The 23,686-nt window shown below is 71.4% G+C and carries 25 protein-coding genes; 11 read left to right on the top strand and 14 right to left on the bottom strand.

Features of this window, described 5'->3' with window-relative positions:
• Positions 1–104: 104 nt before the first annotated feature.
• Both C8P66_RS19585 and C8P66_RS19580 read left to right on the top strand, forming a co-directional pair.
• Positions 105–1,130, top strand: coding sequence for an LLM class flavin-dependent oxidoreductase (locus C8P66_RS19585; protein ID WP_111399973.1), 1,026 nt, complete (start codon positions 105–107; stop codon positions 1,128–1,130).
• A gap of 67 nt (positions 1,131–1,197) precedes the next feature.
• On the top strand, positions 1,198–2,010 hold the full coding sequence (locus C8P66_RS19580; RefSeq protein WP_158537323.1) for a nitrilase-related carbon-nitrogen hydrolase: 813 nt from the start codon (positions 1,198–1,200) through the stop codon (positions 2,008–2,010).
• Between the two features lie 4 nt (positions 2,011–2,014).
• Here C8P66_RS19580 and C8P66_RS23645 read toward each other — a convergent pair whose 3' ends face one another.
• The 4 genes from C8P66_RS23645 to C8P66_RS19560 are packed head-to-tail and all read right to left on the bottom strand — an operon-like array spanning position 2,015 to position 4,193.
• Positions 2,015–2,425, bottom strand: coding sequence for a hypothetical protein (locus C8P66_RS23645; RefSeq protein WP_146422976.1), 411 nt, complete (start codon positions 2,423–2,425; stop codon positions 2,015–2,017).
• The gene (locus tag C8P66_RS19570) at positions 2,365–2,691 is read right to left on the bottom strand and encodes a hypothetical protein (RefSeq protein ID WP_111399970.1); all 327 of its coding nucleotides are present in this window, start codon (positions 2,689–2,691) and stop codon (positions 2,365–2,367) included. The genes C8P66_RS23645 and C8P66_RS19570 overlap by 61 nt, the downstream gene beginning before the upstream one ends.
• Before the next feature lie 45 nt (positions 2,692–2,736).
• On the bottom strand, positions 2,737–3,162 hold the full coding sequence (locus C8P66_RS19565) for an NfeD family protein (RefSeq protein WP_111399969.1): 426 nt from the start codon (positions 3,160–3,162) through the stop codon (positions 2,737–2,739).
• Positions 3,147–4,193, bottom strand: a complete 1,047-nt coding sequence (locus C8P66_RS19560) for an SPFH domain-containing protein (protein ID WP_111399968.1) — start codon at positions 4,191–4,193, stop codon at positions 3,147–3,149. Before C8P66_RS19560 ends, C8P66_RS19565 begins: the two co-directional genes overlap by 16 nt.
• A 147-nt stretch (positions 4,194–4,340) precedes the next feature.
• On the opposite strand from C8P66_RS19560, the gene C8P66_RS19555 reads away from it, so the two are divergent.
• The 4 genes from C8P66_RS19555 (at position 4,341) to C8P66_RS19540 (ending at position 7,810) form a co-directional block, all read left to right on the top strand.
• Complete coding sequence (locus C8P66_RS19555) at positions 4,341–5,336, top strand: lysophospholipid acyltransferase family protein (RefSeq protein ID WP_158537322.1); 996 nt, start codon at positions 4,341–4,343, stop codon at positions 5,334–5,336.
• A gap of 86 nt (positions 5,337–5,422) precedes the next feature.
• Positions 5,423–6,334 (top strand): SDR family NAD(P)-dependent oxidoreductase, encoded by a 912-nt coding sequence (locus C8P66_RS19550; protein WP_111399966.1) that lies wholly within the window; start codon positions 5,423–5,425, stop codon positions 6,332–6,334.
• On the top strand, positions 6,331–7,143 hold the full coding sequence (locus C8P66_RS24520) for a nitroreductase family protein (protein ID WP_158537321.1): 813 nt from the start codon (positions 6,331–6,333) through the stop codon (positions 7,141–7,143). The genes C8P66_RS19550 and C8P66_RS24520 overlap by 4 nt, the downstream gene beginning before the upstream one ends.
• Positions 7,136–7,810 (top strand): NUDIX hydrolase, encoded by a 675-nt coding sequence (locus C8P66_RS19540; RefSeq protein ID WP_245903681.1) that lies wholly within the window; start codon positions 7,136–7,138, stop codon positions 7,808–7,810. Before C8P66_RS24520 ends, C8P66_RS19540 begins: the two co-directional genes overlap by 8 nt.
• A gap of 7 nt (positions 7,811–7,817) precedes the next feature.
• Here the strand turns inward: C8P66_RS19540 and C8P66_RS19535 are convergent, their stop codons facing one another.
• Positions 7,818–8,219 (bottom strand): MerR family transcriptional regulator, encoded by a 402-nt coding sequence (locus C8P66_RS19535; protein WP_111399964.1) that lies wholly within the window; start codon positions 8,217–8,219, stop codon positions 7,818–7,820.
• 67 nt (positions 8,220–8,286) lie between these two features.
• Here C8P66_RS19535 and C8P66_RS19530 point away from each other — a divergent pair, with 67 nt between their 5' ends.
• The gene (locus C8P66_RS19530; protein WP_111399963.1) at positions 8,287–10,425 is read left to right on the top strand and encodes a heavy metal translocating P-type ATPase; all 2,139 of its coding nucleotides are present in this window, start codon (positions 8,287–8,289) and stop codon (positions 10,423–10,425) included.
• A 4-nt stretch (positions 10,426–10,429) separates the two neighbouring features.
• Here C8P66_RS19530 and C8P66_RS19525 read toward each other — a convergent pair whose 3' ends face one another.
• From C8P66_RS19525 to C8P66_RS19505, 5 genes are read right to left on the bottom strand one after another with little or no spacing between them, the layout of a single operon-like run.
• Positions 10,430–11,317 carry an MBL fold metallo-hydrolase gene (locus C8P66_RS19525; RefSeq protein ID WP_111399962.1) on the bottom strand — a complete coding sequence of 296 codons (888 nt, stop codon included), beginning with the start codon at positions 11,315–11,317 and terminating at the stop codon, positions 10,430–10,432.
• The gene (locus C8P66_RS19520) at positions 11,314–12,228 is read right to left on the bottom strand and encodes a DMT family transporter (protein WP_111399961.1); all 915 of its coding nucleotides are present in this window, start codon (positions 12,226–12,228) and stop codon (positions 11,314–11,316) included. The genes C8P66_RS19525 and C8P66_RS19520 overlap by 4 nt, the downstream gene beginning before the upstream one ends.
• Positions 12,228–13,160: a DMT family transporter gene (locus C8P66_RS19515; protein ID WP_111399960.1), complete on the bottom strand. Its 933-nt coding sequence runs from the start codon at positions 13,158–13,160 to the stop codon at positions 12,228–12,230. The genes C8P66_RS19520 and C8P66_RS19515 overlap by 1 nt, the downstream gene beginning before the upstream one ends.
• 6 nt (positions 13,161–13,166) lie before the next feature.
• Entirely contained in the window at positions 13,167–13,988 is an 822-nt protein-coding gene (locus C8P66_RS19510; RefSeq protein ID WP_111399959.1) for an FAS1-like dehydratase domain-containing protein, read from the bottom strand.
• Between the two features lie 7 nt (positions 13,989–13,995).
• Positions 13,996–15,603 carry a hypothetical protein gene (locus tag C8P66_RS19505; RefSeq protein WP_111399958.1) on the bottom strand — a complete coding sequence of 536 codons (1,608 nt, stop codon included), beginning with the start codon at positions 15,601–15,603 and terminating at the stop codon, positions 13,996–13,998.
• Positions 15,604–15,788: 185 nt separating this feature from the next.
• Here C8P66_RS19505 and C8P66_RS19500 point away from each other — a divergent pair, with 185 nt between their 5' ends.
• From C8P66_RS19500 to C8P66_RS19485, 4 genes are read left to right on the top strand one after another with little or no spacing between them, the layout of a single operon-like run.
• Positions 15,789–16,529 carry a class I SAM-dependent methyltransferase gene (locus tag C8P66_RS19500; RefSeq protein ID WP_111399980.1) on the top strand — a complete coding sequence of 247 codons (741 nt, stop codon included), beginning with the start codon at positions 15,789–15,791 and terminating at the stop codon, positions 16,527–16,529.
• 4 nt (positions 16,530–16,533) lie between these two features.
• On the top strand, positions 16,534–17,484 hold the full coding sequence (locus C8P66_RS19495) for a glycosyltransferase family 2 protein (protein WP_111399957.1): 951 nt from the start codon (positions 16,534–16,536) through the stop codon (positions 17,482–17,484).
• Positions 17,481–17,825 (top strand): DMT family transporter, encoded by a 345-nt coding sequence (locus tag C8P66_RS19490; protein ID WP_111399956.1) that lies wholly within the window; start codon positions 17,481–17,483, stop codon positions 17,823–17,825. The genes C8P66_RS19495 and C8P66_RS19490 overlap by 4 nt, the downstream gene beginning before the upstream one ends.
• Before the next feature lie 3 nt (positions 17,826–17,828).
• The gene (locus tag C8P66_RS19485) at positions 17,829–18,230 is read left to right on the top strand and encodes a DUF3574 domain-containing protein (protein ID WP_111399955.1); all 402 of its coding nucleotides are present in this window, start codon (positions 17,829–17,831) and stop codon (positions 18,228–18,230) included.
• Between the two features lie 90 nt (positions 18,231–18,320).
• Here the strand turns inward: C8P66_RS19485 and C8P66_RS19480 are convergent, their stop codons facing one another.
• The 4 genes from C8P66_RS19480 to C8P66_RS19465 all read right to left on the bottom strand — a co-directional run bounded on the left by C8P66_RS19480 (position 18,321) and on the right by C8P66_RS19465 (position 23,685).
• Positions 18,321–19,571: a low temperature requirement protein A gene (locus C8P66_RS19480; RefSeq protein ID WP_211314206.1), complete on the bottom strand. Its 1,251-nt coding sequence runs from the start codon at positions 19,569–19,571 to the stop codon at positions 18,321–18,323.
• 31 nt (positions 19,572–19,602) lie between these two features.
• Positions 19,603–21,282, bottom strand: a complete 1,680-nt coding sequence (locus tag C8P66_RS19475; protein ID WP_111399954.1) for a Hint domain-containing protein — start codon at positions 21,280–21,282, stop codon at positions 19,603–19,605.
• Between the two features lie 140 nt (positions 21,283–21,422).
• Positions 21,423–22,217, bottom strand: coding sequence for a 3-hydroxybutyrate dehydrogenase (locus C8P66_RS19470; protein WP_111399953.1), 795 nt, complete (start codon positions 22,215–22,217; stop codon positions 21,423–21,425).
• Between the two features lie 40 nt (positions 22,218–22,257).
• Positions 22,258–23,685: a dihydrolipoyl dehydrogenase family protein gene (locus C8P66_RS19465; RefSeq protein ID WP_111399952.1), complete on the bottom strand. Its 1,428-nt coding sequence runs from the start codon at positions 23,683–23,685 to the stop codon at positions 22,258–22,260.
• Position 23,686 lies beyond the last annotated feature (1 nt).

Genomic DNA, 23,686 nt, shown 5'->3' with positions numbered 1-23,686 from the left:
TAACTGCCGCAGGCTGCATCGCCTGATGCAGCCATGAACCCACCCAGACCCGACCAGGCAACCACATCCATGACGTGAATCCGACAGGCTGCTAGATTGCGGGCATGAGCCTCTCGCTTTCCATCCTCGACCAGTCACCGATCGTCGCCGGGCGCGATCCGGGCGCCTCCATCCGCGAAACCCTGGCGCTGGCCAAGGCGGCCGACCGGCTCGGCTACCGCCGCTACTGGATGGCGGAGCACCACAACTCCGCCGCCCAGGCCGGCACCGCGCCGGAAATCCTGATCGCCGCCATCGCCGCGACGACGCAGCGGATCAGGATCGGCTCGGCCGGGGTGATGCTGCCGCATTACGCGAGCCTGAAGATCGCCGAGCAGTTCCGTGTGCTGGAAGCGATCGCGCCGGGGCGGATCGACCTCGGCCTCGGCCGCGCGCCGGGCAGCGACGGGCAGACCGCCTATGCGCTGAACCCCGATGCGGCGCGGGCGGCGGACCGCTTCCCGCAGCAGGTGATGGAGTTGATCGGCTGGACCGGCGAGGGCCTGCCCGTCACCCACCCCTTCGCCGCCATCCGGGCGCAGCCGGAGGTGCCGACGCGGCCCGAGATCTGGATCCTCGGCAGCAGCGATTACGGCGCCCAGGTCGCGGCGCATTTCGGCCTGCCCTATTGCTTCGCGCATTTCATCACCGATGGGCGGGGCGCGGCCGAGGCGCTGGCAATCTATCGCGAGCGCTTCCGCCCCGGTGTGCTGGCGGCCCCGCATGCCGCCGTCGCCGTGGCCGGGCTTTGCGCGGAGACGGAGGAGGAGGCCTGGCGGCTCTGGCGCCCGCGCGAGGCCTGGCGGCTGGACCGCGACCGCGGCATCTACCGCCCCCTGATGAACATGGCGGAGGCCGCCGCCTGGAGCCCCGAGCCTGCGGATCTGCCGCGGATCGAACGCGGCCGGGCGCGGGCGCTGGTCGGCACGGCGCCGGTGCTGCTGGCGCGGCTGGAGGCGCTGGCGGCGGAGTTGGAGGTGGCCGAGATCGCGGTGCTGACGCCCTGCCCGGACACGGCGGGGCGGGCGCGCTCCTATGCGCTGCTGGCCGAGGCGGCGGGGTTGGGGGCGATGGCCAAGGCGGCGGAGTAGCCGCCGCACCTTGCCGCCTCCCCCTCGACGGCCGAGGCTGCGCCCAAGCGAAAAGGGGAGATGCGCCATGCCGCACGTCACGCTCGGCCTGCTCAAGGTGGACAAGAACGGCTTCGGTGCCGACGCGAGCAATCGGATGGCCGAATTCGGCCTGACCGTCGCCCAGGCCGATGCGGTGCTCAAGGCCAAGCAGGGCAACCAGGGCGGCGTGCGCATGCTGGTCGCGCCGGAGTATTTCTGGTCGGGCTATGGCCAGATCGGCCAGCGCTACCTGCAACATGGGCCGCAGGCGATGTCGCGCGACGCCAAGCATGAGATCTACGCGGGGCTGAAGAAGATCTCGTCCAAGGCCGGCTCGCTGGTGCTGGTCGCCGGTTCCATCTTCTACGAGAAACCGGGCGGCGGCCGCTCGACCACCTACAACGTCTGCCCGGTGCTGCAGAACGGCAAGTTCCTGCTCAAGGCCTACAAGGACTTCGACGACGGCGCGAGCGGCAAGAACAGCGCGACCTTTGACTACGACACCAAGGCCAGCGATCCCTATTTCAAGACCGGCGGGGTCGGCTTCGGGCTGGAGGTTTGCGGCGACCACAACAACCAGGGCGGCCTCGGCGGCAAGCTGCGGCAGTGGAACGCGACCGCGGGCAAGACCATCGACATCCAGATCGTGGTCTCGGATTCCATGCAGATCATGGCGGGATCGGTCGCGGCGCGGGCGGGCGGCTTCGTCGTGCAGTGCGACATCGGCGGCACCGCCATGGGCATCGCGGTCTATCCGGTCGGCGGGCCCTATGATTCGACCACGGTGATCGCGGCCAACGGCGTCTCCGGCGCGCAGGTGAATGGTGGGACGGTGATGTATTACGGGATGGCGGTGTAGCACCTCAGCCGCGCGGAAACGCCCCCGGCCGCGCCCGGACCCGCCTGCGCCCGCCCGGCGCGGCGAAGCGATCGAGCAGCGGCGCCACGCCCAGCAGCGGCAGCGCCAATAGCGCCAGCAGCCCCGAGGCCGCCGCAGCGCCCCGCCCGCCAAAGACGGTCGCGACGAAGCAGCCGCCCATGGTCACGGCATTGGTCAGCACCGCGCCGACCCACCAGCACCGCAGGCGGCGATGGTGGCGGGCAAGAACCGCGGGGGGAACAGGGTCTTCGACCTCGACCGCGCCATCGGCGCGGACCTCGTAGAGCCGGCTTGGATCGACGCGGAATCCCCGCGTCGGGCCGCCAGGCTCGTTCAGCGGCGCATCACGAACTGGATGCTGCCGCCCTGCTGCCGCAGCCGGCGCAGGCGCCACCAGATCGTCACGGCGGCGATGCTGCCCGCGACCAGCACGACCGGCACGAGCACGGTCAGCGCGAGGAAGGCCAGCGCGCCGAGGCTGAGCGCCAGCGCCACGCCGGCGACACCCATGGCCACACCGCCGATGCCACCCAGGGCGCGGTCCATCGGGGCCGCGCGGGGTGCCTCGCGGAAGCTGCCATCGGGCGCCATGTCCAGGATGACGGGGTCGGGCCTGCCGGGCTGGGGGCTACGGGGGCCGGTGCTGCGGAAATCGCTCATGCGCCCTATGTCGCCCCGCGCCCCCCCGGCTTCAAGAAGCGTCGGTCAGCTTGGGCGCACGATCAGCACGGTGCCATCCACCGCCTCGACCCGCACCCGGTGCCCGGCCTCGGGCATCGCCCTCACGTCACCCGGCAGGCGCGCCGCCCAGTCGCTGTCGCCAAGCCGGACCCGCAAGCCGCCCGGATCGGGGCCGATCACCGTGCCGAAGCGGCCCGTCAGCCCGGAGCCCGCGGTATTGACCCGCGCCGCCCCCAGCGTCCGGCGCAGCCGCAGCGCCGCCGCGATCCCGGCCGCCAGCAGCGCCAGGAACACCAGGGAGACGCCCCAGAACGGCGGATCGAGGGCCGCGATCGCCAAGCCCGCGCCGATCGCGGCAATGCCGATCCAGAGCAGGAACACCCCGGGCAGCGCCAATTCCCCCGCCAGGAAGCCGATCCCGGCGAGGACCCAGATCAGCCAGTCCGCCACGGGGACCCCCCGGGAATCTCGGAGGCCGGCGGCACCGCGCTCATGACCGGCATCGGCTGCTGCACCGGCGGCGGGCGCGGCGCGCTGGACGGCCCGCCACCGCCCGAGGGCGGGCCGCCCTTCAGCAATTCCATCGCCTGCACCACGCCGCCGGCGAGCGCGCTGCTCTCCATAGGCACCAGCACGAGGCGGGACTGGTGGCTCGACACGATGGACTGGAAGGCGGCCACGTATTTATCGGCGATGAAGTAGCGCAGCGCCGCCTCGCCGCCCTGCCCGACCGCATCGGCGACCATCTTGGTCGCGGCGGCCTCGGCCTGGGCCAGGCGCTCGCGCGCCTCGGCGTCGCGATAGGCGGCCTCGCGCCGGCCCTCGGCGGCCAGCACCAGCGCGGCCTTGATGCCCTCGGCGCGGTTCACCTCGGCCTCGCGGTCGCCCATGGATTTGGCGACGGTGGCGCGGCGCTCGCGCTCGCTGCTCATCTGCAGGTTCATCGCCCGGATCAGGTTTTCCGGCGGCTCGATCTTGCGCAGTTCGACGCGGCTGACCTTCACCCCCCAGGGCTCGGTCGCGCCATCCAGGATCAGCAGCAGCGAGGAATTGATCCGGTCGCGGGAGGAGAGCGTCTGGTCCAGGTCCATCTCGCCGATCACCGCGCGGATATTGGTCATCGAGAGCGAGGTCAGCGCCCCGGTCAGTTCCTGCACCGCATAGCCGGCCCGCGCCGGGTCCATGACGCGGTAATAGACCACGCCATCGACATTCACCGTCGCGTTGTCGCGGGTGATCACCGATTGCTCGGGGATGTCCAGCACCTGCTCCTGCACGTTCAGCTTGCGGCCGATGCGGTCGATGAAGGGGATGATGAAGTTCAGCCCCGGCTGCAGCAGGCGGGTGAAGGCGCCGAAGCGCTCGACCGTCCAGACCTCGCCCTGCGGGATGGTGCGGATGCCGCGGCTGACCGTGTAGACGGCCAGCAGCAGCAGGGCGAGCAGCACGATCGTGCCGCCGGAAATCGGGAGTTGGTCCATGCGCCGAGCCTAGGCCGGCGCGGCCGTTGCGTCCAAGTCACGGCTCGGTCAACGTCGCGCCGGAGCGGCCGAATTTACATCGGCAATTTCATTGACCCATCCGCGGGACCGCGCCTCCTTGCGCCGGATCGCAGATGCCGTACGCGCGTGAAAACTGCCTGGGGACCGCCCGCCGCCATGGATGAGCTGTATCGCGCCCCACCCTGGCACTGGCAGGACAGGTCCGGCCGTCTGGCGCTTTGGCGCTGGTGGGTGCGGGACCCGTTCCAGGGGGTGCGGGACCTGGTGCCGCATTGGCTGCTGCGGCCGCTGCCGACGCCCCTCGTCACCCGCATCGGCGCCCGGCTCAGCCAGGGGCAGGAGCAGCGGCGCGTCGAGGCCTCGGCCCGGGCGCGGGCGCTGCTGCGCCAGCTTCGCCCGGGCGCGAGCGAGGCGGAGATCGAGACGCTGCTGCGGGCGCATTGGCGCCACCTCGGCCGCACCTTCGCGGAATTCTCGGTGCTGCACCGCTTCTGGGCCGAGGGGCGGATCGAGGTCGCGGGGCTGGAACACCTGGAGGCGGTGCGGGCCGCCGGCCGGCCGCTGGTGATCGCGGGGCTGCATGTCGGCAGTTGGGAGGCGCTGCATGCGGGGCTGTCCGGCCTCGGGGTGCGCTTCTTCGGCATCTACCAGCGGCTGCCGAACCGGTTCCGGATGCGGATCGCCGATGCCGCGCGCAACCGCATCCGCCGCGCCGGCGGGCCGGGGGTGGCGCTGGCGCCCACCCTCGGCGCGGTGTTCACCGCCCATCGCCTGCTGGAAAGCCGGGAGGCGGCGCTGCTGTATTACGTGGACGAATATTGGCGGGGCCGGGTCCATGCCCCGGCCCTCGGCCGCCCCTTGGTCATCGAGGGCAATATCGCCCGCGCCGTGCGCCTGGCCAGCGCCACCGGGGCGGCCGTCATCCCCGCCTACGCGCTGCGGATCGGCGAGGACGCCCGCTTCCGCCTGACCTTCCTGCCCGAGGTCCCGATCGGCCCGCAGGGGCGCGGGCGGCGCGGCATTCTGGAGGATATCCAGGCGCTGGATGCGGCGATCGAGCCCGTCATCCGCGCCCATCCCGAGCAATGGATGATGCTGCACGCCTTCCGCCCCGACCGCTGAGGGCGGGTTTTCGCCCCGCCTCGGCTTCACGCGCGCCGGGGCTGCCGGTAAGAAACCTGGGACAATACTGGGAAGGGCCAGACGCCATGATGCTCGAAGGCAAGGTTGCGATCGTCACCGGAGCGGGCGGCGGCATCGGGCGGGAAATCGCGCTCGCCATGGCGCTGGCCGGCGCCAAGGTCGTCGTCAACGATATCGGCGCCTCGCTGACCGGCGAGGGCGCGACCTCCGCGACCCCCGGCCAGCAGACCGTCGCCATCATCGAGCAGCGTGGTGGCACCGCCGTCGCCAATACCGACAGCGTCGCCGAATGGCCCGCGGCCCAACGCATCGTGCAGACCGCGATGGACAGCTTTGGCCGCGTGGACATCGTCGTGAACAACGCCGGCATCCTGCGCGACCAGATTTTTCACAAGATGTCGCCGGAGGAATGGCTGGCCGTCGTCAACGTCCACCTCAACGGCGCCTTCTTCGTCTCCCGCGCGGCGGCGGAGCACTACCGCCGCCAGGGCTCGGGCGCTTACGTGCACATGACCAGCACCTCGGGGCTGATCGGCAATTTCGGGCAGGCGAACTACTCGGCCGCCAAGCTCGGCGTCGCGGCGCTGTCCAAGTCGATCGCGCTGGACATGCAGCGCTTCGGCGTGCGCTCCAACTGCATCGCGCCCTTCGCCTGGAGCCGCATGACCAGCTCCATCCCGGCCGAGACGCCGGAGCAGAAGGCCCGCGTCGCGCGGTTGCAGCAGATGACGCCGGACAAGAACGCGCCGCTGGCGGTGTTCCTCGCCTCCGACGCGGCCAAGGATGTGACCGGGCAGATCTTCGCCGCCCGGCACAATGAGCTGTTCCTGTTCAGCCAGCCGCGCCCGATCCGCTCCGTCCACAAGGAGGGCGGCTGGACGCCGGAGAGTGTCGCCGAGATCGCGCTGCCGGCCTTCCGCGCGCAGTTCCAGCCGCTCGACCGTTCGGGCGACGTGTTTTCCTGGGACCCGGTGTGACCCCCGCCGGGTTGATCGCGGCGCGCTTCGGCGCGCCGGCCTTCGACCCGCCGGAGGCGGTGCCCGAGGCGCTGGCCGCGATCCTGGACCGGCGCGTCACGCGCCGGTTCCGGGCCGAGGCGGTGCCGGAGACCCTCCTCGCGACGGTGCTGGCGGCGGCGCAATCCGCGCCCTCCAAATCCGACCTCCAGCAGTATTCGATCATCGTCTGGCAGGACCCGCGGAAGATCGCGGCGGTCGCGGATGCCATCGGCACCATGCCCTGGATCAAGGACGCCCCGGTGCTGCTGCTGTTCTGCGGCGACATGCTGCGCGGGCGGCGGGCCTGCCTGACGCATGGGCGCTCCCATGCCAATGACAGCATCGACACCTTCCTCAATGCCAGCGCCGATGCGGCCCTAGCCATGGGTTTTTCCGTCATGGCGGCGGATGCGCTGGGGCTCGGGACCTGCCCGATCTCCTACGTCCGCAACCATCTCGACCTCGTCGCCGGCCTGGCGGCGCTGCCCGAGGGGGTGTTCCCGGTGGCTGGGCTGGTGCTCGGCTGGCCGCAGGCGCGCAACGAGGTGACGCCGCGGCTGCCGCCCGCCGTCGTCGTGCATCGCGAGACCTATGACGACAGCGCGCTGCCCGAGGCCTTCACCAGCTACGACGCCCTGCGCCCGCGCCAAAAACCGCGCTATCCGAATGTCCACGGCCCGGCCCCCGAGGGCTGCACCTGGAGCGAGAACGCCGCGCGCCAGTTGTCGGTGCCGGAGCGCGCCGGCTTCCGCGCCTGGCTTGCCTCAAAGGGGATCAACCTTGGCTGACGTCGCCCCCCCGCCGCTGCTGCCCACCGACTTCACCACCGCCGGCGAGGCCAAGCCCAAGGCGGCGGTGAAGCCCAAGGATGCGGCGACGCTGATCCTCTGGCGCCATTCGTCCAAGGGCTATGAGGTGCTGATGGGGCATCGCGCGGCGACCCTGCGCTTCATGCCCGGGCGGTTGGTGTTCCCGGGCGGGCGGGTGGATTTCGCCGATCGCCATGTGCCGATCGCGGCACCCATGCCCGCCTTCACCCGCGCCTGCCTGGAACGCCGGGCTGGGCCGAAGATCGCCCAGGCCATCGCCGTCGCGGCGGTGCGGGAGTTGGAGGAGGAGACCGCGCTGCGCATCGGCGAGGGCGCCGCGCGGCCGGATCTGTCGGGCCTGTCCTACCTCTGCCGCGCGGTGACGCCGCCGATGTCCCCGGTGCGCTTCAACGCCCGCTTTCTCATGGCCCCGGCCGAGGCCGCGACCGGCAGCATCCAGGGCTCGGGCGAGCTGGAGAACATCGGCTATTTCGGGATCGAGGAAGCGCATCGGCTGAAGCTGGCCCCCATCACCGGCCAGGTGCTGCTGGAATTCGCCGCGCTGATGGCGATGGAGGAAGCGGAGCGCGAGACGCGGATCCTGATCTGGTTCCAGGGGCGGGATAATCGCAAGGCGGAGCGCTGACGCCCGCCTAAGGCGACAGCGTCTCGATGATCCGGCATTCGGCGATGCTGCCGCTGTGGCAGCCCGCGATCATCCCATCCAATTCCCCGCGCAGGGCGCGCAGATCGGCGATCTTGCGGTCCACCTCGTCCCGATGTGCCCGCGCGATGGCATCCACCGCTTCGCAGGGGCGGTCGCGCTGATCGGCCAAATCCAGCAGCGCCCGGATCTGCTCGATCGAGAAGCCGAGGTCCCGCGACCGCCGGATGAAGCTGAGCCGGCTGAGGTGCCCCGGCCCATAGGCGCGGTAATTCCCCGCGGTGCGGCCGGGGGCGGGCAACAGGCCAATCCGCTCATAGTAGCGGATGGTGCCGACCTGGGTCGCGGTGCCGCGCGCCAGATCGCCAATCGCCAGATGCTGCGCCGACATGGTCTTGACCCTATAGTTGCTGCAGGCTCCACATAGGTTGTCACATCGTCGATTTCGAGGTGACACCATGACGGCCGCCAGCCCGCTGACGCTGCGTATCGAGGGCATGGATTGCGCCTCCTGCGCCGCCAAGATCGAAACCGCCATGAAGCGCCTGCCCGGCGTCGGCGCGGTCGAGGTCAATTACGGCGCGCAATCGCTGTCGCTCGTGGTGGATGAGGACCGCACCTCCACCGACACCATTTCGGCCAGGATCCGCGCGCTCGGCTACACGCCCATCGCGCCCAGGGACCCGGCGGCCGGGCCTCATGGGCACGACCATGGGCCGGCCAGCGGCGGCCCCTGGTGGGCGACCGCGAAAGCCCGGCTGGCGGGCACGACCGGCCTGCTGCTGGGGCTTGCCGCCCTGGTCTCGCTGCTGGCACCGGGCTGGTCGCAATGGGCCTTCGCGCTGGCCGCTTTGGTGGGGCTGCTGCCGATCGGGCGGCACGCGGTCGCGGGGGCGCTCTCCGGCACGCCCTTCAGCATCGAGACGCTGATGACCGTCGCCGCCCTCGGCGCCATCGCCATCGGCCAGGCCGCCGAGGCCGCCGTGGTCGTCTTCCTCTTCGCCGTGGGCGAGATGCTGGAGGGGGTCGCCGCCCAGCGCGCCCGGGCCGGCATCAAGGCGCTGGTCGCGCTGGTCCCGCGCAGCGCCCGCCGCATCGAGGGGGCCGAGATCCGCACCATACCGGTCGAGGCGTTGCGGATCGGCGACATCATCCTGGTCCGCCCCGGCGACCGGGTGCCCTCGGACGGCACGGTGACCGAGGGCGTCTCGGCGCTGAACGAGGCGCCGGTGACGGGGGAATCCGTGCCGGTCGCGAAATCCCCCGGCGATGCGGTCTTCGCCGGCAGCATCAATGCCAATGGCGAGCTGCGGATCGAGATCACCCGCACCGCCGCCGACAACACCATCGCCCGCATCATCCGGTTGGTGGAGGAGGCCCAAGGGGCCAAGGCGCCCATGGCCCGGCTGATCGACCGCTTCAGCCGCTGGTACACGCCGGCGGCCATGGTGGTGGCAGCCCTGGTGGTGGTGGTGCCGCCGCTGCTGTTCGGGGCGGAGTGGTTCACCTGGATCTATCGCGGCCTCGCCGTGCTGCTGATCGCCTGCCCCTGCGCGCTGGTCATCTCGACCCCCGCGGCCATCGCCTCCGGCCTCGCGACCGGGGCCAGGCACGGGCTGCTGATCAAGGGCGGCGCCGCGCTGGAAACCCTGGGCAAGCTGCGCGCCATCGCCTTCGACAAGACCGGCACGCTGACCCTCGGCCATCCCCGCGTGACGGATATCGAGGCGCTGGAGGGCAAGGAGGCCGATCTGCTGGCCAAGGCCGCCGCGGTCGAGCGCGGCGCCAGCCACCCCTTGGGCAAGGCCATCGTGGCCGAGGCGGCGCAGCGGGGCCTGGCCCTGCCCCAGGTCTTCGGCGCCGGCGCGGCGACGCCGGGCAAGGCGGTCACCGCGCGGCTGCGCTGGGGCTTCGTCGCGGTCGGCTCGCCGCGCCATGCCGCCGAACAGGGCGTGCTGCCGGAGGATTTCGCGGCCCGGATCGGCGCGCTGGAGGCGGAGGGCAAGACGGTTGTCGTGGTCAGCGAGGGCAAGCGCGTGCTCGGGCTGATCGCGCTGCGCGATGAGGCGCGCCCGGATGCGGCGGCGGGCCTCGCCCGGCTGCGGGCGCTCGGGCTCACCACCGTGATGCTGACCGGCGACAATGCCCGCACCGCCGCGGCCATCGCCGGCCCGCTGGGGCTGGAGGCGCGGGCGGGGCTGCTGCCGGACCAGAAGCTCGCGGCGATCGCCGCCTATCGGGAGGCGGGGCCCATCGCCATGGTGGGCGATGGCATCAACGACGCCCCGGCGTTGGCCGCGGCCTCCGTCGGCATCGCCATGGGGGGTGGCACGGATGTGGCGCTGGAGACGGCCGATGCGGCGCTGCTGAAGGACCGCGTCAGCGGGGTCGCGGAGCTGGTGGTGCTGTCGCGCGCGACGCTTGCGAATATCCGCCAGAACATCGGCCTCGCGCTCGGGCTGAAGGCGGTGTTCCTGGTGACGACCCTGTTCGGCGCGACGCCGCTGTGGATGGCGATCCTGGCCGATACCGGGGCGACGGTGCTGGTCACCGCCAATGCGCTGCGGCTGCTGCGGTTCGATCCGGCGCGGGGGTGAGCCTCTACCGCCGCCGCCAGCCCCCCGCCTCGACCACCTGGCCCTCGTCGCCGAGCTTGAGCAGATGCGCGTAGAGGCTGCGCGCCGCCCCGCGCACCAGCCGCTCGTCGATCGGGCCATAGACGGCGGGCACCAGCGCCTCCAGCGTCATCGGCACGGTTGGGGAGAGGGCGGCGAGCACCTTGGCCTCGCGCTCCCGCCGGTGGCGCAGCAGCCCCGCGACGTAGCTCAGCGGATCGGGCAGCACCGGCCCGTGGCCGGGCAGATAGAGCCGGTCGCCATCGCGTGCGAGCAGCCGTTCCAGGCTCTCCATATAGGCCGCCATGGCGCCATCCGGCGGGCTGACGACGGTGGTGCTCCAGGCCATCACGTGGTCGCCGGAGATCAGCGTGCCCTCCGGCCCCTCGCCCTCGATGCCGAGGCTGATGTGGTTGGCGCAATGCCCAGGCGTGTGCACGGCGGTCAGGCGCCAGTCCGCGCCCTCCAGCATGGCGCCATCGGGCATGGTGATGTCCGGGCTGAAGCCATGGTCCCCGCCCTCGCCCAGCTCCTCGGTCCGCGGCGTCAGATGCGGGCCGAAGCCCGCGGTCGCGGCCCCGGTCGCGGCGACCAGCGCCGCCGCCCCCGGCGAATGGTCGCGGTGGGTATGGGTGATCACGACATGGGAGACGGTCTCGCCGGCCACCGCCCGCAGGATCGCCGCCAGATGCGCGGGGTTCGCCGGCCCGGGATCGACCACGGCGACGGAGCCGCGCCCGATGATCCAGGTATTGGTGCCACGGAAGGTGAAGGGCGAGGGGTTGGGGCACAGCAGCCGGCGGATGCCCGGCGCGATCTCGCGGATCTCGCCGGGGGCCAGGTCGTCGTCGCGGCGGTGGTGCAGCGGTGTCATGTGGCGTTTCGTCTCCCGGCCAGTTCCGAGCGCAGCATCGCGAGCCCGGCCAGCACGATCAGCCCTGCCCCGGCCCAGGTCCAGACCCCCGGCATCTCGCCCCAGGCGATCCAGCCGAACAGCGCGGCCCAGAGCAGCGCGGTATAGGAGAAGGGCGCGACCGCCGAGACCTGCGCCGAGGCCCAGGCCTCGGTCAGCAGCAACTGCGCGACACCGCCGAGCAGCCCGATGCAGACCAGCAGCGCAAGGTCGCCAAGCCCCGGCGTGACCCAGACGAAGGGCAGCGCCAAGGCGATCAGCAGGCTCATCAACAGGCTCTGCCAGAGCACGATGGTGGTGCTCTTTTCGGTCGCCGAAAGGCTGCGGACCAGCATGGTGGTGATCGCGGAGAACAGCCCATGCGTCACCGCGGCGCCGAATCCCAACAGGTACAGCACGTCCCGCGGCCCCGAGACCAGGAAGGCCCCCTGCCCCAGCGCGATCACCAGGATGCCGCAGAAGCCGACCAGCACCGCCGTCCAGCGCGCCGCCCCCGGCCGCTCACCGAGGAAGGGGATGGCGAGCAGGGTCACGAAGAGGGGCGTGCTGTAGGTCAGCGCGGTCTGCTCCGCCAGCGGCAGCACCGTCAGCGAGAAGAAGGAGCAGGTCATCGCCAGGGTGCCGCTGAAGGCGCGCCCGATATGGCCGCCGATCCGGCGCGTGGCGAAATTGACCTGCCCGCGCGAGGCGGCGAGCAGCACCACCAGCGGCACCGAGACGGCGCAGCGGAAGAACATGATCTCCGCCCAATGCACCCGCCCGGCCAGCCCCTTGATGGTGGCGCCCATCAGGATGAACAGCGCGCAGGCGCAGAGCATGAGCAGCGCGCCGCGCCGCGGGTCGTGGCGCCGTGGGGCAAGGGTTGCGGCCATCAGATCGCGGGGACCGTGCGGGCCTCCAGCCGGCGCTCCCTGGCACGCAGCTGTTCGCGATGCAGGTTGTAGAGCCCGGCCGCGATCACGACCCCGGCCCCGGCGATCGTGCCCCAGCCCGGCACATTGCCCCAGATCAGGTAGCCGAGCGCCCCGCCCCAGATCAGCGGCGTGTATTCGTAAGGCGCCAGCGAATAGATCGGCGCCATGGCGAAGCCGCGCGCGAACAGCGCATGCGCGATGCCATTGGCCAGGCCCAGGAACACCAGCGCCGCCACCACCGGCAAGGCCGGGATGATGACCGGCCCCGGGAATATCGGCAGCAGCACGAGCCCGGCCGGGATATGGGCGAGCATCAGCCAGAAGGCGATGGTCTCCGGCCGGTCGGTCCGGGCCAGCAGCCGGGTCCAGATGCGGGTCAGCGCCAGCGCCGCGACGGCGAAGAGCAGCATCACCGTCTCCGGCCGCCACAGATCGCCACCCGGGCGGAGCATGATCAGCACGCCGAGGAAGCCGACCGTGGTCGAGATCGTCCGCCGCCAGCCGAAGCTCTCGCCGAGCAGCGGCACCGCGAGCAGCGTCATCATCAAGGGTGCGGCGGAGGAGACCGCGTAGGATTCCGCGAGCGGCATCCCGAGCATCCAGGCACCGTAATAGGCGGCCGAGACCAGCGTATGCAGCCCGCTGCGCGCCGCGATCAGCCTGGTGTTGCGCGGCCTGAGGTCACGGAAGCCGGCGATGACCGCCACCGCCAGCGCCCCGAAGACGCCGCGCCAGATCATCGCCGCGGCGATGCCCACCTCCGGCAGCGCCCATTTCACCGCCGCATCGGCGCAGGAGACGATGAAGAAGCCGGCGCAGACGAAGCCGATGGCCCGGACCCCGTTCTCGCCGAGCGGGACATAGGGCAGGCGTTGTCGGCCCTCAGGCATGGAGGGTCACGCGAGTTCGGCCTCGGCCGACTGGCAGGTGCAGCCGGCGGCGTCGCGGGTCTCAAGGCGCAGCACGGCGCCCTCCCGCCGGCCGAGCAGGGCCACCGTGCCATCCCCGATCGCCGGCCGCTTGCCGCGGAAGGCGAAGCGGGCGAGCGCGGCGCCCGGAGCCATCGCCAGCGCATGGGCGGCGAGCCAGGTCGCCTGCAACGGCCCGTGCACGACGAGGCCGGGATAGCCCTCGACCTGCGTCACATAGGGGTGGTCGTAATGGATGCGGTGGCCATTGCCGGTCAGCGCCGAGTAGCGGAACAGCAGCACCGCATCGGTCGGGCGTTCGGCGGTCATTGCATCCGGCCAGTCCGGCGCGGGCGGCGCGGGGCGGATCGCGGCCCCCTCGGCGCCGCGATAGACGATGTCCTGCTCCTCGGTCAGCACCGGGCCGCGCGGGCCCTCGATCTCGTGCCGCACGGTGACGAAGACGAGGCGGCCGGTGCCGCCGGATTTCTCCTCCACCGAGGCGATGGTCGAGTGCCGCGTCACCGCATCCCCCGCGCGCAGCCCGCCGTGGAAGACGAGCCGCCCGCCCGCCCACATCCGGCGCGGCAGGTCATGCACCGGCGGCAGGAAGCCGCCCCGGCGCGGATGCCCGTCGGGGCCGAGGCCCTCGGGCCGCTTCCAGTCCTGGAACAGCATCCAATGCCAGAGCGGCGGCACCTCGCCCGCCGGCAGCGGCACGCCAAGGGTCGCGGCCAGGCCCTGCACCAGGCGCGCGTCGAGCACATCATCCCGCGTCTCGGTCCGGCCGATGAAGTCAGCATGGGTCATGGAGCGGTCAGTCCTTGCGCGTAAAAATGCGGTAGCCGACGGTCTCGGCCGTCGGCTCGTAGGACGCGAAGGCGGCGTCGAACAGCGGGTGGCGGCGGAAGTATTCGATGAAATCGAACACGCCGTTGCAGTCGGGGATGCCGGGATTGCGCGCGACCAGCACCACCGAGGGGGGTGCTGCGGCGAAATCCTCGGCCACGGTGCGGTAGACGAAGAATTCGGCGCGGCTCATTTCCCAGGTCTCGTGGTAGCGCGGCGCGTCCGGCGCGGTGCAGTGGCGATAGACGCCCTGCAACAGCCACAGGGTCATGGTCCGCAGCGTCGATTGCGCGCGGGCATAGTTCAGCGCCGGATAGACCGGGAAGATATCGGGCGAGAGCACCAGCAGCCGCTCGCCATAGGCGTAGTGCCGCATCTCCGAGGTGATGACCCCGGCCGCGTCCCAACGGAAGTCGAACTCCCGCCACGGCGCCTCGCCCCCATAGGCGACGGCGACGGAGACGGCGCCGACCAGGGCCGCGGCGAAGCCGCGCGCCGAGGCCGCGGCGCGCGCGGGCGTCAGCGCCGTATCGGCCCAGCAGGCCGCCATCAGCATCGCCGTCAGCGTGCCCAGCGCCAGCACCGGGGCGACATGGTAGGACCAGCCCTTGTGCTGCACCCAGGCGGAGAGGAAGGCCCCCGCGGTCGCCGCCGCCATCACCTTGACCACCAGCCGGGAGCGGCGGCGGAAGGCGAGCGGCAGCAGGATCGCCAGCGCCAGGGCGGAGGTGCCGAGCTGGCTCGCCAGCAGCACGTTCCAGAAGGTGAAGACGCCGAGATCGACGTAGTAGGACCAGACCAGCGGCACCACGTAATCGAAGTAATCCGCGAAGAAGAGCGGGATGGCGGCGAGATAGGCGGTCCAGATGCCGGCCATCAGCCAGGGCACCGGATCGCGCAGGCTGGTGCGAAGCCCCCGGCGCCAGCCCTGCTGCTGCATCCGGTGCAGCAGCACCACGGCCTCGATCAACGCCGGCGCCGCCAGGAAATGCGGCTTCAGCGCGAAGCCGAAGGCGGCGAAGCAGGCGATGCCGAAGGCGAGCAGCCGCCCCGTCGGCCGCCCCTCCGCCCGGCGTGCCGCCAGCAGCGCATAGGGGATGGCGACCACGGCCATCAGATGCTCGCGCTGGGCGAAGTCGTAGCCGACGATGACCATGGCCAGCGGAATGCCGCAGTCGAGCAAGGCGGCTTCCACCACCCCCTCCTCCCGCCCGCGCCGGGCGAGCAGCGACAGCCGCCAGGCCCCGCCGCAGATCACCAGCATGCAAAGCTGCAACGCCTGCGGCCCGTCCAGCGGCGTCCAGGACGCGATCGCGGCGGGGATCAGGGTCAGGACGAAGATCAGCGGCGGGTTGACGTCGATCAGGTCGCGATAGAGCCGGTCCCCGGTCAGCCAGCGCTCGGAGAAGTTCAGGATGGCGGCGACGTCATGGTTGAGCGGCGGCGCCAGGATCACCAGCAGCCACAGCGCCGCCGGCAGGAAGGACAGCACCGCAGCCACCGATAGCCGCGCGCTGCCGCTTAGGGGTCTGGGCAGGGCCACGGTGCGGGGTTCGGGATCGGGGCGATGGGTCATGCGATCTTGAGCTTGGCTGTGGCGACGGGATCGGAGGATCGTGGGATCGGCGCTGTCATCGGCCGCACCGCCCGCTGGCACAAGCCTTGCGCCCTGGATGCGGCATGATTGCGGCGGCGGCTGCCCCGCCCCGGCCGCATCCCCGCCTTGCCGCCGCCACGCGCGGCTGCCACACGGATGGCCAGATGGACGCACCCGAATATGATCTGATGGACGCGGTCGAGGACCGGATGTGGTGGTACCGCGCCGTCCATGCCCGCGTGCTCGACGCGCTGGCGGCCCGGCCCGGCCCGCCCGGCCGGCCGTGGCTGGATGCCGGCTGCGGCACCGGGGGGCTGCTGGTGCGGCTGATGGGGCTGGGGCGGGACCTCGCCGGGCTCGAATGGAACCCGCGCGCCGCGGCCCGGGCGGCGGAGAAATCCGGCGCCCCGGTGGTCTCGGGCGATGTGAATGCGCTGCCCTTTCCCGATGGGCATTTCGCCGCCTGCGCCTCGATCGACGTGCTCTGCCACCGCGGGGTCGATCCCACCCGGGCGCTGGCCGAGCTGCGCCGCGTGCTGGCCCCGGGCGGCACGCTGGTGCTGAACCTGCCGGCCTTCGACTGGCTGGCCTCGGCGCATGACATCCGCGTCCACAATGCCCGCCGCTCCACCCGCCCCGGCGCCGAGGCGATGCTGCGGCAGGCCGGCTTCACCGATGTGCGGGCCGATTACTGGAACAGCCTGCTGCTGCCGCTGATGGTGTTGCAGCGCAAGGTGCTGGCGCGCGAGCCCGACCACACCAGCGATGTCGGCGAATTCCCGCCCTGGCTCGATGCCAGCCTTTTCGCCGCGACCCGCGCGGAGCGCCTGCTGGCGCGCGCCGGGCTGCGCTACCCAGCCGGCGGCTCCGTGCTCGCCATCGCCTCTCGCCCCCTGGAAGCCTGACCGCATGATCCCCGAGCCCACCGCGCCCGTTGTGGGCCTGTCCATCGTCGTCCCCGTGTACCGGGGTGCTGCCACCATCGGCACGCTGGTCGAGGCGCTGTCCGCCCTGCGGCCCGAGGGCGGCATCGAGATCATCCTGGTCAATGACGGCAGCCCGGACAATTCCGGCGATGTCTGCCGCGCGCTGGCCGAAACCGCGACCGTGCCGCTGACCTACATCGAGCACGCGCGGAACTTCGGCGAGCACAACGCGGTCATGACCGGGCTGCGCCACGCCCGCGGCGCCTATGTCATCACCATGGACGACGATCTGCAGAACCCGCCCGAGGAGGTCATCAAGCTCTACGACCACGCGCGGCTGGGCCATTGGGACGTGGTCTACACGCGCTATGCCGAGAAGATGCACGAGGGCTGGCGCAACCTCGGCTCGCGCTTCGCCAATGCGGTCGCGGACCGGCTGATCGACAAGCCGCGCGGGCTGTACCTCTCCTCCTTCCGCTGCATGAGCGCGCTCGTGGTGCGCGAGGTCGCCCGCTACACCGGCCCCTACCCCTATATCGACGGGCTGATCATGCAGGTGACGCAGCGCATCGCCAGCATCGAGGTGCTGCACCTCGCCCGCTTCGAGGGGCGCAGCAACTACACGCTGGTGCGGCTGATCCGGCTCTGGCTGAACCTCGCCACCTCCTTCTCCGTGGCCCCCCTGCGCTTCGCGGCCTATGCGGGCGTGGGCATGGGCTTCCTCGGGCTGATGGCGGCAGCCTTCGTGATGCTGGAGGCCGCGACCGGCCAGCCGCCCTCCGGCTGGGCCAGCACCATGATGGTGATCCTGCTGACGGCCGGGGCGCAGTTCGTGATCCTCGGCGTGCTCGGCGAATATGTCGGCCGCGCCTACCTCGCGGCGAACGGCAAGCCGCAGGGTGTGATCCGCGAACAGATCGATCCCCGCGCATGATGCCGTATTGGATCGCGCTGGGGGCGGCCATCTGCGTCTCGCTCGGCGGCCAGGTGCTGCTGAAGGCGGGGGCGACCGGCGCCCTGGCCGAGCCTGGGCTGGTCGCGCAGGTGATGCGCTGGCAGACGATCATCGGGCTTGGCTGCTACGGCGTCTCGGCGCTGCTCTACATCATCGCGCTGCGGAAGATCCCGATGAGCGTGGCGCTGCCCTGCACCGCAGCCTCCTATATCGTGGTCGCCTTCATCGGGCATTTCGTCTTCGGCGAGGCGCTGGGGCCGCAGCGGCTCGCGGCGATCGTGCTGATCTCGGCGGGCGTGCTGCTGCTGGCCAGCGCCTGAGCCATGCGGGCGGGGTTTCTGCTCCCCTGCCTCTTGCTGCTGGCCGGCTGCGCGGCACCCGCCGCCTGCCCGCCCGGGCTTTCGCGGGCAGTGCTGGCGACCGCCTATTTCGGCCTGGGGCGGCGCGATGCGGCCCCGGTGCCCGAGGCGGCGTGGCAGGCCTTCCTCGCCGATACCGTCACCCCCGCCTTCCCCGACGGGCTGACCGCCTGGCCCGCCGCCGGGCAATGGCGCTCGGGCGCTGCGATCCTGCGGGAGGAGAGCCGGGTGCTGTTCGTGGTGCTGCCCGGCGCGACCCAGGCCGAGGCCATCGCGCGCCTCGCGCCGGTCGAGGCGGAATGGCGCCGGCGGCAGGGGCAGGAGTCGGTGCTGCGGGTGCTGTCGGAGGGCTGCGCGGGGTTCTGAGCCGGGATGGGGATGGCGCCCCGGGGCGCGGGGCGGTCAGGAGGAGAGCGTCGCCGTGCCGCCGCAACGATAGCGGCAGCGATGGGCGGCTCACGCATGCCCCTCGCCCAGCGCCTCCGCCTTGTGGCGATGTCCGATGCCTTCGTAACCGACCACCGTCACCACCGGGGCCAGCATGAGCACGATCAGGCATTTGGCCATGTCCACCCCGGCCGCCGCCAGCGCCACGGACAGCAGCACCACCGCCGCGGTGCCGGCCAGCAGCCAGCCATGCAGCGGATCGTAGACCCGCATCAGATAGGTGTAGAGCGCGTAGACCAGCAGCAGGAACAGCCCGACCGGAACGGCGACGGTCAGCATGGTCGCCAGCCCGCCGACATGCGCCTTTGCCTCGATGAACAGGGCCGCGACATGCAGCCCGGCCCCGGTCGCGGCGATCGCGGCGAAGATCAACATGTGGCCATAGCCCCAGACGAAGGCGCGCTGCCGGTGCGCATGCAGGATCACGGCCGAGGGCAGCATGAAATAGACCCACCACATGCCGAAGGTGAGCCCCATCCCCGCGACGCAGACCAGCAGCGCATCGAGGCTCCAGCCCTGGTGCTCGACGATCGCCGAGACGGTGGCGACGGTGCCGATGACGCCCTCGCCGAGCGCGATGAGCGCGAGCAGCCCGTAGCGTTCGGCGATGTGGTGCGCGTGCCAGGGCGTGCCCTCGCCGAAGCGTTCGGCCAGCACCGGCCCGGCCATCTCGATCAGGATCAAGGGCACGGCCAGGGCGAAAGCGGTCCCGACCGGCAGATGCAGCACCATCTGGAAGACCCAGCCGACCTGCGCCAGGGTGATCGCCGCGGCATAGGCGAGGCAGGTCCGCCGCTGCTCCGGGCATTGCCGCGCGGCGCGCAGCCATTGGAACACCATGGCCAGCCGCATCACCACATAGCCCAGCACCATGATGCCATTGTCGAGATGCGCGCCATGCTCCAGCGAGGCGAACATCCGCGGCAGCCCGAGCGCCAGGATCAGCACGCCGACCATCTGCACCATGGTGACGACACGGAACAGCCAGTCGTCGGTATCGAAGGCCGAGGTGAACCAGGAGAAATTCACCCAGGCCCAGCAGACCGCGAACATCGCGAAGGCGAAGCCGATCAACCCGGTCGCGACATGGCCCTCGGCCAGGGCATGGGCGAGTTCGGACGCCGCCTGGCCGAAGGCGATCACGAAGGTCAGGTCGAACAGCAGCTCCAGCGGGGTCGCCGCGCGGCCGGCCTCATGCGGGTCGCGGCCGCGCATGGCGATGGTGCGCGGCAGGGCCGCCCCGGATCTGGTCCCTGCCATGCGTCCTCACTGCCCCCAAGGCTACGGCGTATCAGGCCACGGCGCGCGCGCCGGCGGTGGCCTCGGCCGGCGGCAGCCAGCCATCGCAGATGCCGAAAAAATGCAGATCCAGCAACCCGCCGCCGGCCGGGACGATGGCGGAAAGCTCGCCGCAGCCATCGGTCCAGCGCCAGCATCTTTGGCCCCGGCGCTCGGCCGCATGGAAGCCGCGGGCGAGCCGGACGTCATCGGCCGCGATGCTGCATGCCCCCTCCGGGCCGGACAGCTCGATCCGGCTGAGCGCGAGGCCGAGCAGGCGGCCATCGGCGCAGCCGGGGTCCCGGCCGCGCGAGGCCTCGACCGGGCAGCGCAGATGCAGCGCCCGCACCGCCGGGGGCAGGCGGAAGCGGCGGTGCCCGGGGGCGGTGTGCTCGGGCGCCAGGCGCCGGCCATCGGCCAGCAGATGGATGTCGGGCAGGGCGCGGCGCCAGCCCAGCGCCTCGGCGCGGGCGGCCAGGCGCTGTGCCAGGGCCGCGCATGCCGCCGCGTCCAGGAAGGGCAGGCAGAACCCATCCGCCCCGCCCGCCGCCAGATCGGGCCGCAGTGCCGCGACCGGCGCATTGGAGAAATGCGCCCGGTTGCCCTGGTCCAGCCAGCTTTCCGCCGGCGTGCCCTCGGCCAGCAGGATGTCGTGGGCGGCGAGTTCGATGTGGAAATACGCCACCTCCTCCCGCCGCTCCTGGGTGATGGTGGCGCCGTTCACGAGATCCTCGGCACGGACCAGATGGCCCTCCAGGCAGAGCGCGTGGCTCGGGCTGACCAGCAGGTCGCGCCCCGGCACGCCATCGGCCAGGGCGCCGGCGCGGATGCGGATGGGATGGCAGAGGCGCGGCTGCGGATGCCGGCGCAGATCCAAATGGCGATGGCCGAGCCAGAGCACGGGCTTGAGCCTCGCGCCGCGGCCGAGGCAGGTGACCACCAGATCACCCGCGCGCAGCGCCTCCACCGGTACTTCGCCGGAGGAGGTCAGGATGCGGGTGCCGCGGAGGTAGCAAGGCAGGGCCAGCAGGGCTTCGCTGCTGAAGGAACCGTCGCTGAAGTGAAAACCCGCCGGTTGAAGGATAGTGTCATGTCCATCGGGGGAACCGGGACGCGTGTCAGTGACGCTGTCGATCCAATTGAAACTCGTCGCGCCCCAATGGCCCGCCGTATAGGCATAGTCGGTCGAAGCGCCAGAATAGTCGAAGGTGGCCGACGGGTAATACGAGTTGTAGTCACTCGCAGAGCCCAACGTATCATTGCCGGCTCCACCGATGACGGTGCCCCCCCTCAGGTCGCCCCGGAGTACGTCATCGCCCGCACCTCCGTCGACCAGGCTGTAGCCGGCGATGGTGTCGTTGCCGTCGCCGCCGTACACGGTGTTGTCGCCCGACCAATCGGGGGTGACGGCGGTCTGGTAGCCTGGTGCATAGATGTAGTCGTTGCCGGGGCCGCCATCGATGAAACTTCCGCCGGCGATCTGCTGGATGGTGTCATTGCCCTCGCCGCCGTAAACTGTGTCGCGGCCGAACCAGCCGTTGATGGAGTCGTTGCCGTCACCGCCATGGATCAGGTCGCCGACATCCCGGTGCTCCCAGTCGGGAGCCGCGCCCGGGCCGTTGCCAAAGATCGTGTCATCGCCCTCGGTGCCGACGAGAGTGTCCGCACCATTGGTGCCATAGATCGTGGCCATGCGTCCCGCTCCCCGACCGCCCGGCCCGCCGCGTCAGAGGACGGGCGGCCGGGGTCGATGCAGAGAACAGGCAAAGCGGCGCCTGTGCAACAGACTGCAACCAGCCACATCCTGAAACGATCGGAAGATGGCCCCTGGGTTCAGGCCGCCACCCACCCCCCATCGATCGAAAAGGCCGAGCCCGTCACCGAACCGCTGTCCGGCCCGCAGAGGTAGAGCGCCATCCGCGCCACCTCCGGCACCTCCACCCATTTCTTGGAGGCCTGCTTCTCCATCAGGATATCGGTCAGCGCGACCTCCTCCGACACGCCATGCTGCTTGGCCAGCGCGGTCACCTGCACCTCGGCCAGCGGCGTGCGGACGAAGCCCGGGCAGATCGCGTTGCAGGTCACGCCCTGGCGCGCGGTTTCCAGCGCCACGGTCTTGGTCAGCCCCAGCACGCCATGCTTGGCGGTGACATAGGCGGATTTGAACGGCGAGGCGACGAGGCCATGCGCCGAGGCGATATTGACGATCCGCCCCCAGCCGCGTTCCAGCATCCCCGGCAGCAGCGCCTTGATCGCGTGAAAATTGGACGACATGTTGATGGCGATGATCGCGTCCCATTTCGCATCCGGGAAGTCCTGCACCGGGCTGACGAACTGGATGCCGGCGTTGTTCACCAGGATGTCCACATGCCCGAGGGCGGCGGTCGCCTCGGCGCACATCTGGCGCACCCCCTCCCCGGTCGAGAGGTCCGCACTGGAATAGGGCGCCTCGGCCACCCCCATCGCGCGGCCGACCTCGGCGCGGGCGGCGGCGATCTCCTCGGGCTTGCCGAAGCCGTTGAGCATCACGCGGGCCCCGGCCTCGGCGAACATCAGGGCGATGCCGTGGCCGATCCCGCTGGTGGAGCCGGTGACCAGGGCGGTGCGATTGGCGAGGACCAGGGACATGGGGGTGTTCTCCGGGAGGGATAGCGTGTTGGTAGTCCCGTCACGGCAGGCGCATCAACCACGCCACGAGGCGCTTGATCGCCGGGCGCAGCAGGCGGGGGCCGTAATACTCGCCCGCCGCGCGCTTGGCGGCCTCGGGCAGGCTCGGATAGGGCAGCACAAGCTGGGCCAGCGCCGAGAGTTTATGGCCACGCGCGATCATCAGCCCGAAGATTCCGGCCCAATCGCCGGCGCGGGGGGCGAGCACGGTGGCGCCGACCAGCCTGGCGCGGGCATCGACCACCAGCTTCACGATCCCCGCCTCGATGCCCTCGGCCACCGCGCGGTCGTTCTCGCCGAGCGGCCAGCGCAGCACCTCGGCGCAACGCCCCTCCGCGCGGGCCTCGGCCTCGGTGAGGCCGATCTGGGCCAGCTCCGGGTCGCAGTAGGTGACGCGCGGCAAAGCGGCATAGGAGAGCCTTGCCGGCAGGCGGAAGAACATCGACTGCACGATGATCCCGGCATGCTGGCTCGCGACATGGGTGAAGGCGCGCGGGCCGATCCCGGCCGGGTCGGCGATGTCGCCACTTGCCCAGATGCGGCGGTTGGAGCGGCTGCGCAGGTCCCGGCCCACGGCGACGCCGCGCTTGCTGGCCTCCACCCCGGCGGCCGGCAGGTCCAGCCCCGCGAGGCGCGGCGCGCGGCCGAGGGCCAGCAGCAGATGGCTGCCCGCGATGCGGCTGCCATCGGCCAGCAGCAGCGCCACCCCTTCCCCATCCGGCTCGGCCCCCGTCGCGGCCACGCCCTCGATGAAGGCGACGCCGTCCCGTGCCAACGCGGTGCGCAGGGCGGCCACCGCCTCGGGGTCCTCGCGGCCCATGATGCTTTCGGCCGCCTCGATCACGGTGACGGCGCAGCCGAGGCGGGCATGGGCCTGGGCCATCTCGATCCCGATCGGCCCGCCGCCGAGGATCAGCAGATGCTCGGGTGGCGACTCCAGCTCGAACAGCGTCTCATTGGTCAGGAAGGGCAGGCCCGAGAGGCCGGGGAGGTCCGGCACCACCGCGGCACTGCCGGCGGCGATGACGCAGCGGCGGAATCGGAGGCGGCGGGTGCCGGCCTCGATCTCATCGGGGGCGGTGAAATGCGCGGCGGCCTGGATGACCTCCACGCCCATGCCCTGGAACCGGGCGATGGAATCATTCGGCGCGATGGCGGCGATGGCGCCACGGACATGCGCGCGCATCGCCGCCCAATCCACCGTGACCGGCCCGGTTCGCACGCCGAAGCGCCCGGCATCGCGCGCCGCCGCCGCCGCATGGCCCGCCGCCAGCATGGCCTTGGACGGCACGCAGCCGTAATTCAGGCAGTCGCCCCCCATGGCGCCCCGCTCGATCAGCACCACCTTGAGCCCGAACGCCGCCCCGATCGCGGCCACCGACAACCCGGCCGCACCGGCGCCGATGATGGCAATATCGTATCTGTCCATG

Source organism: Humitalea rosea (assembly GCF_003253705.1).
Classification (GTDB): Bacteria; Pseudomonadota; Alphaproteobacteria; order Acetobacterales; family Acetobacteraceae; genus Humitalea; species Humitalea rosea.
The sequence above is the reverse complement of the archived record's forward strand: the minus strand, read 5'-3'. Positions and strand labels throughout refer to the sequence as shown.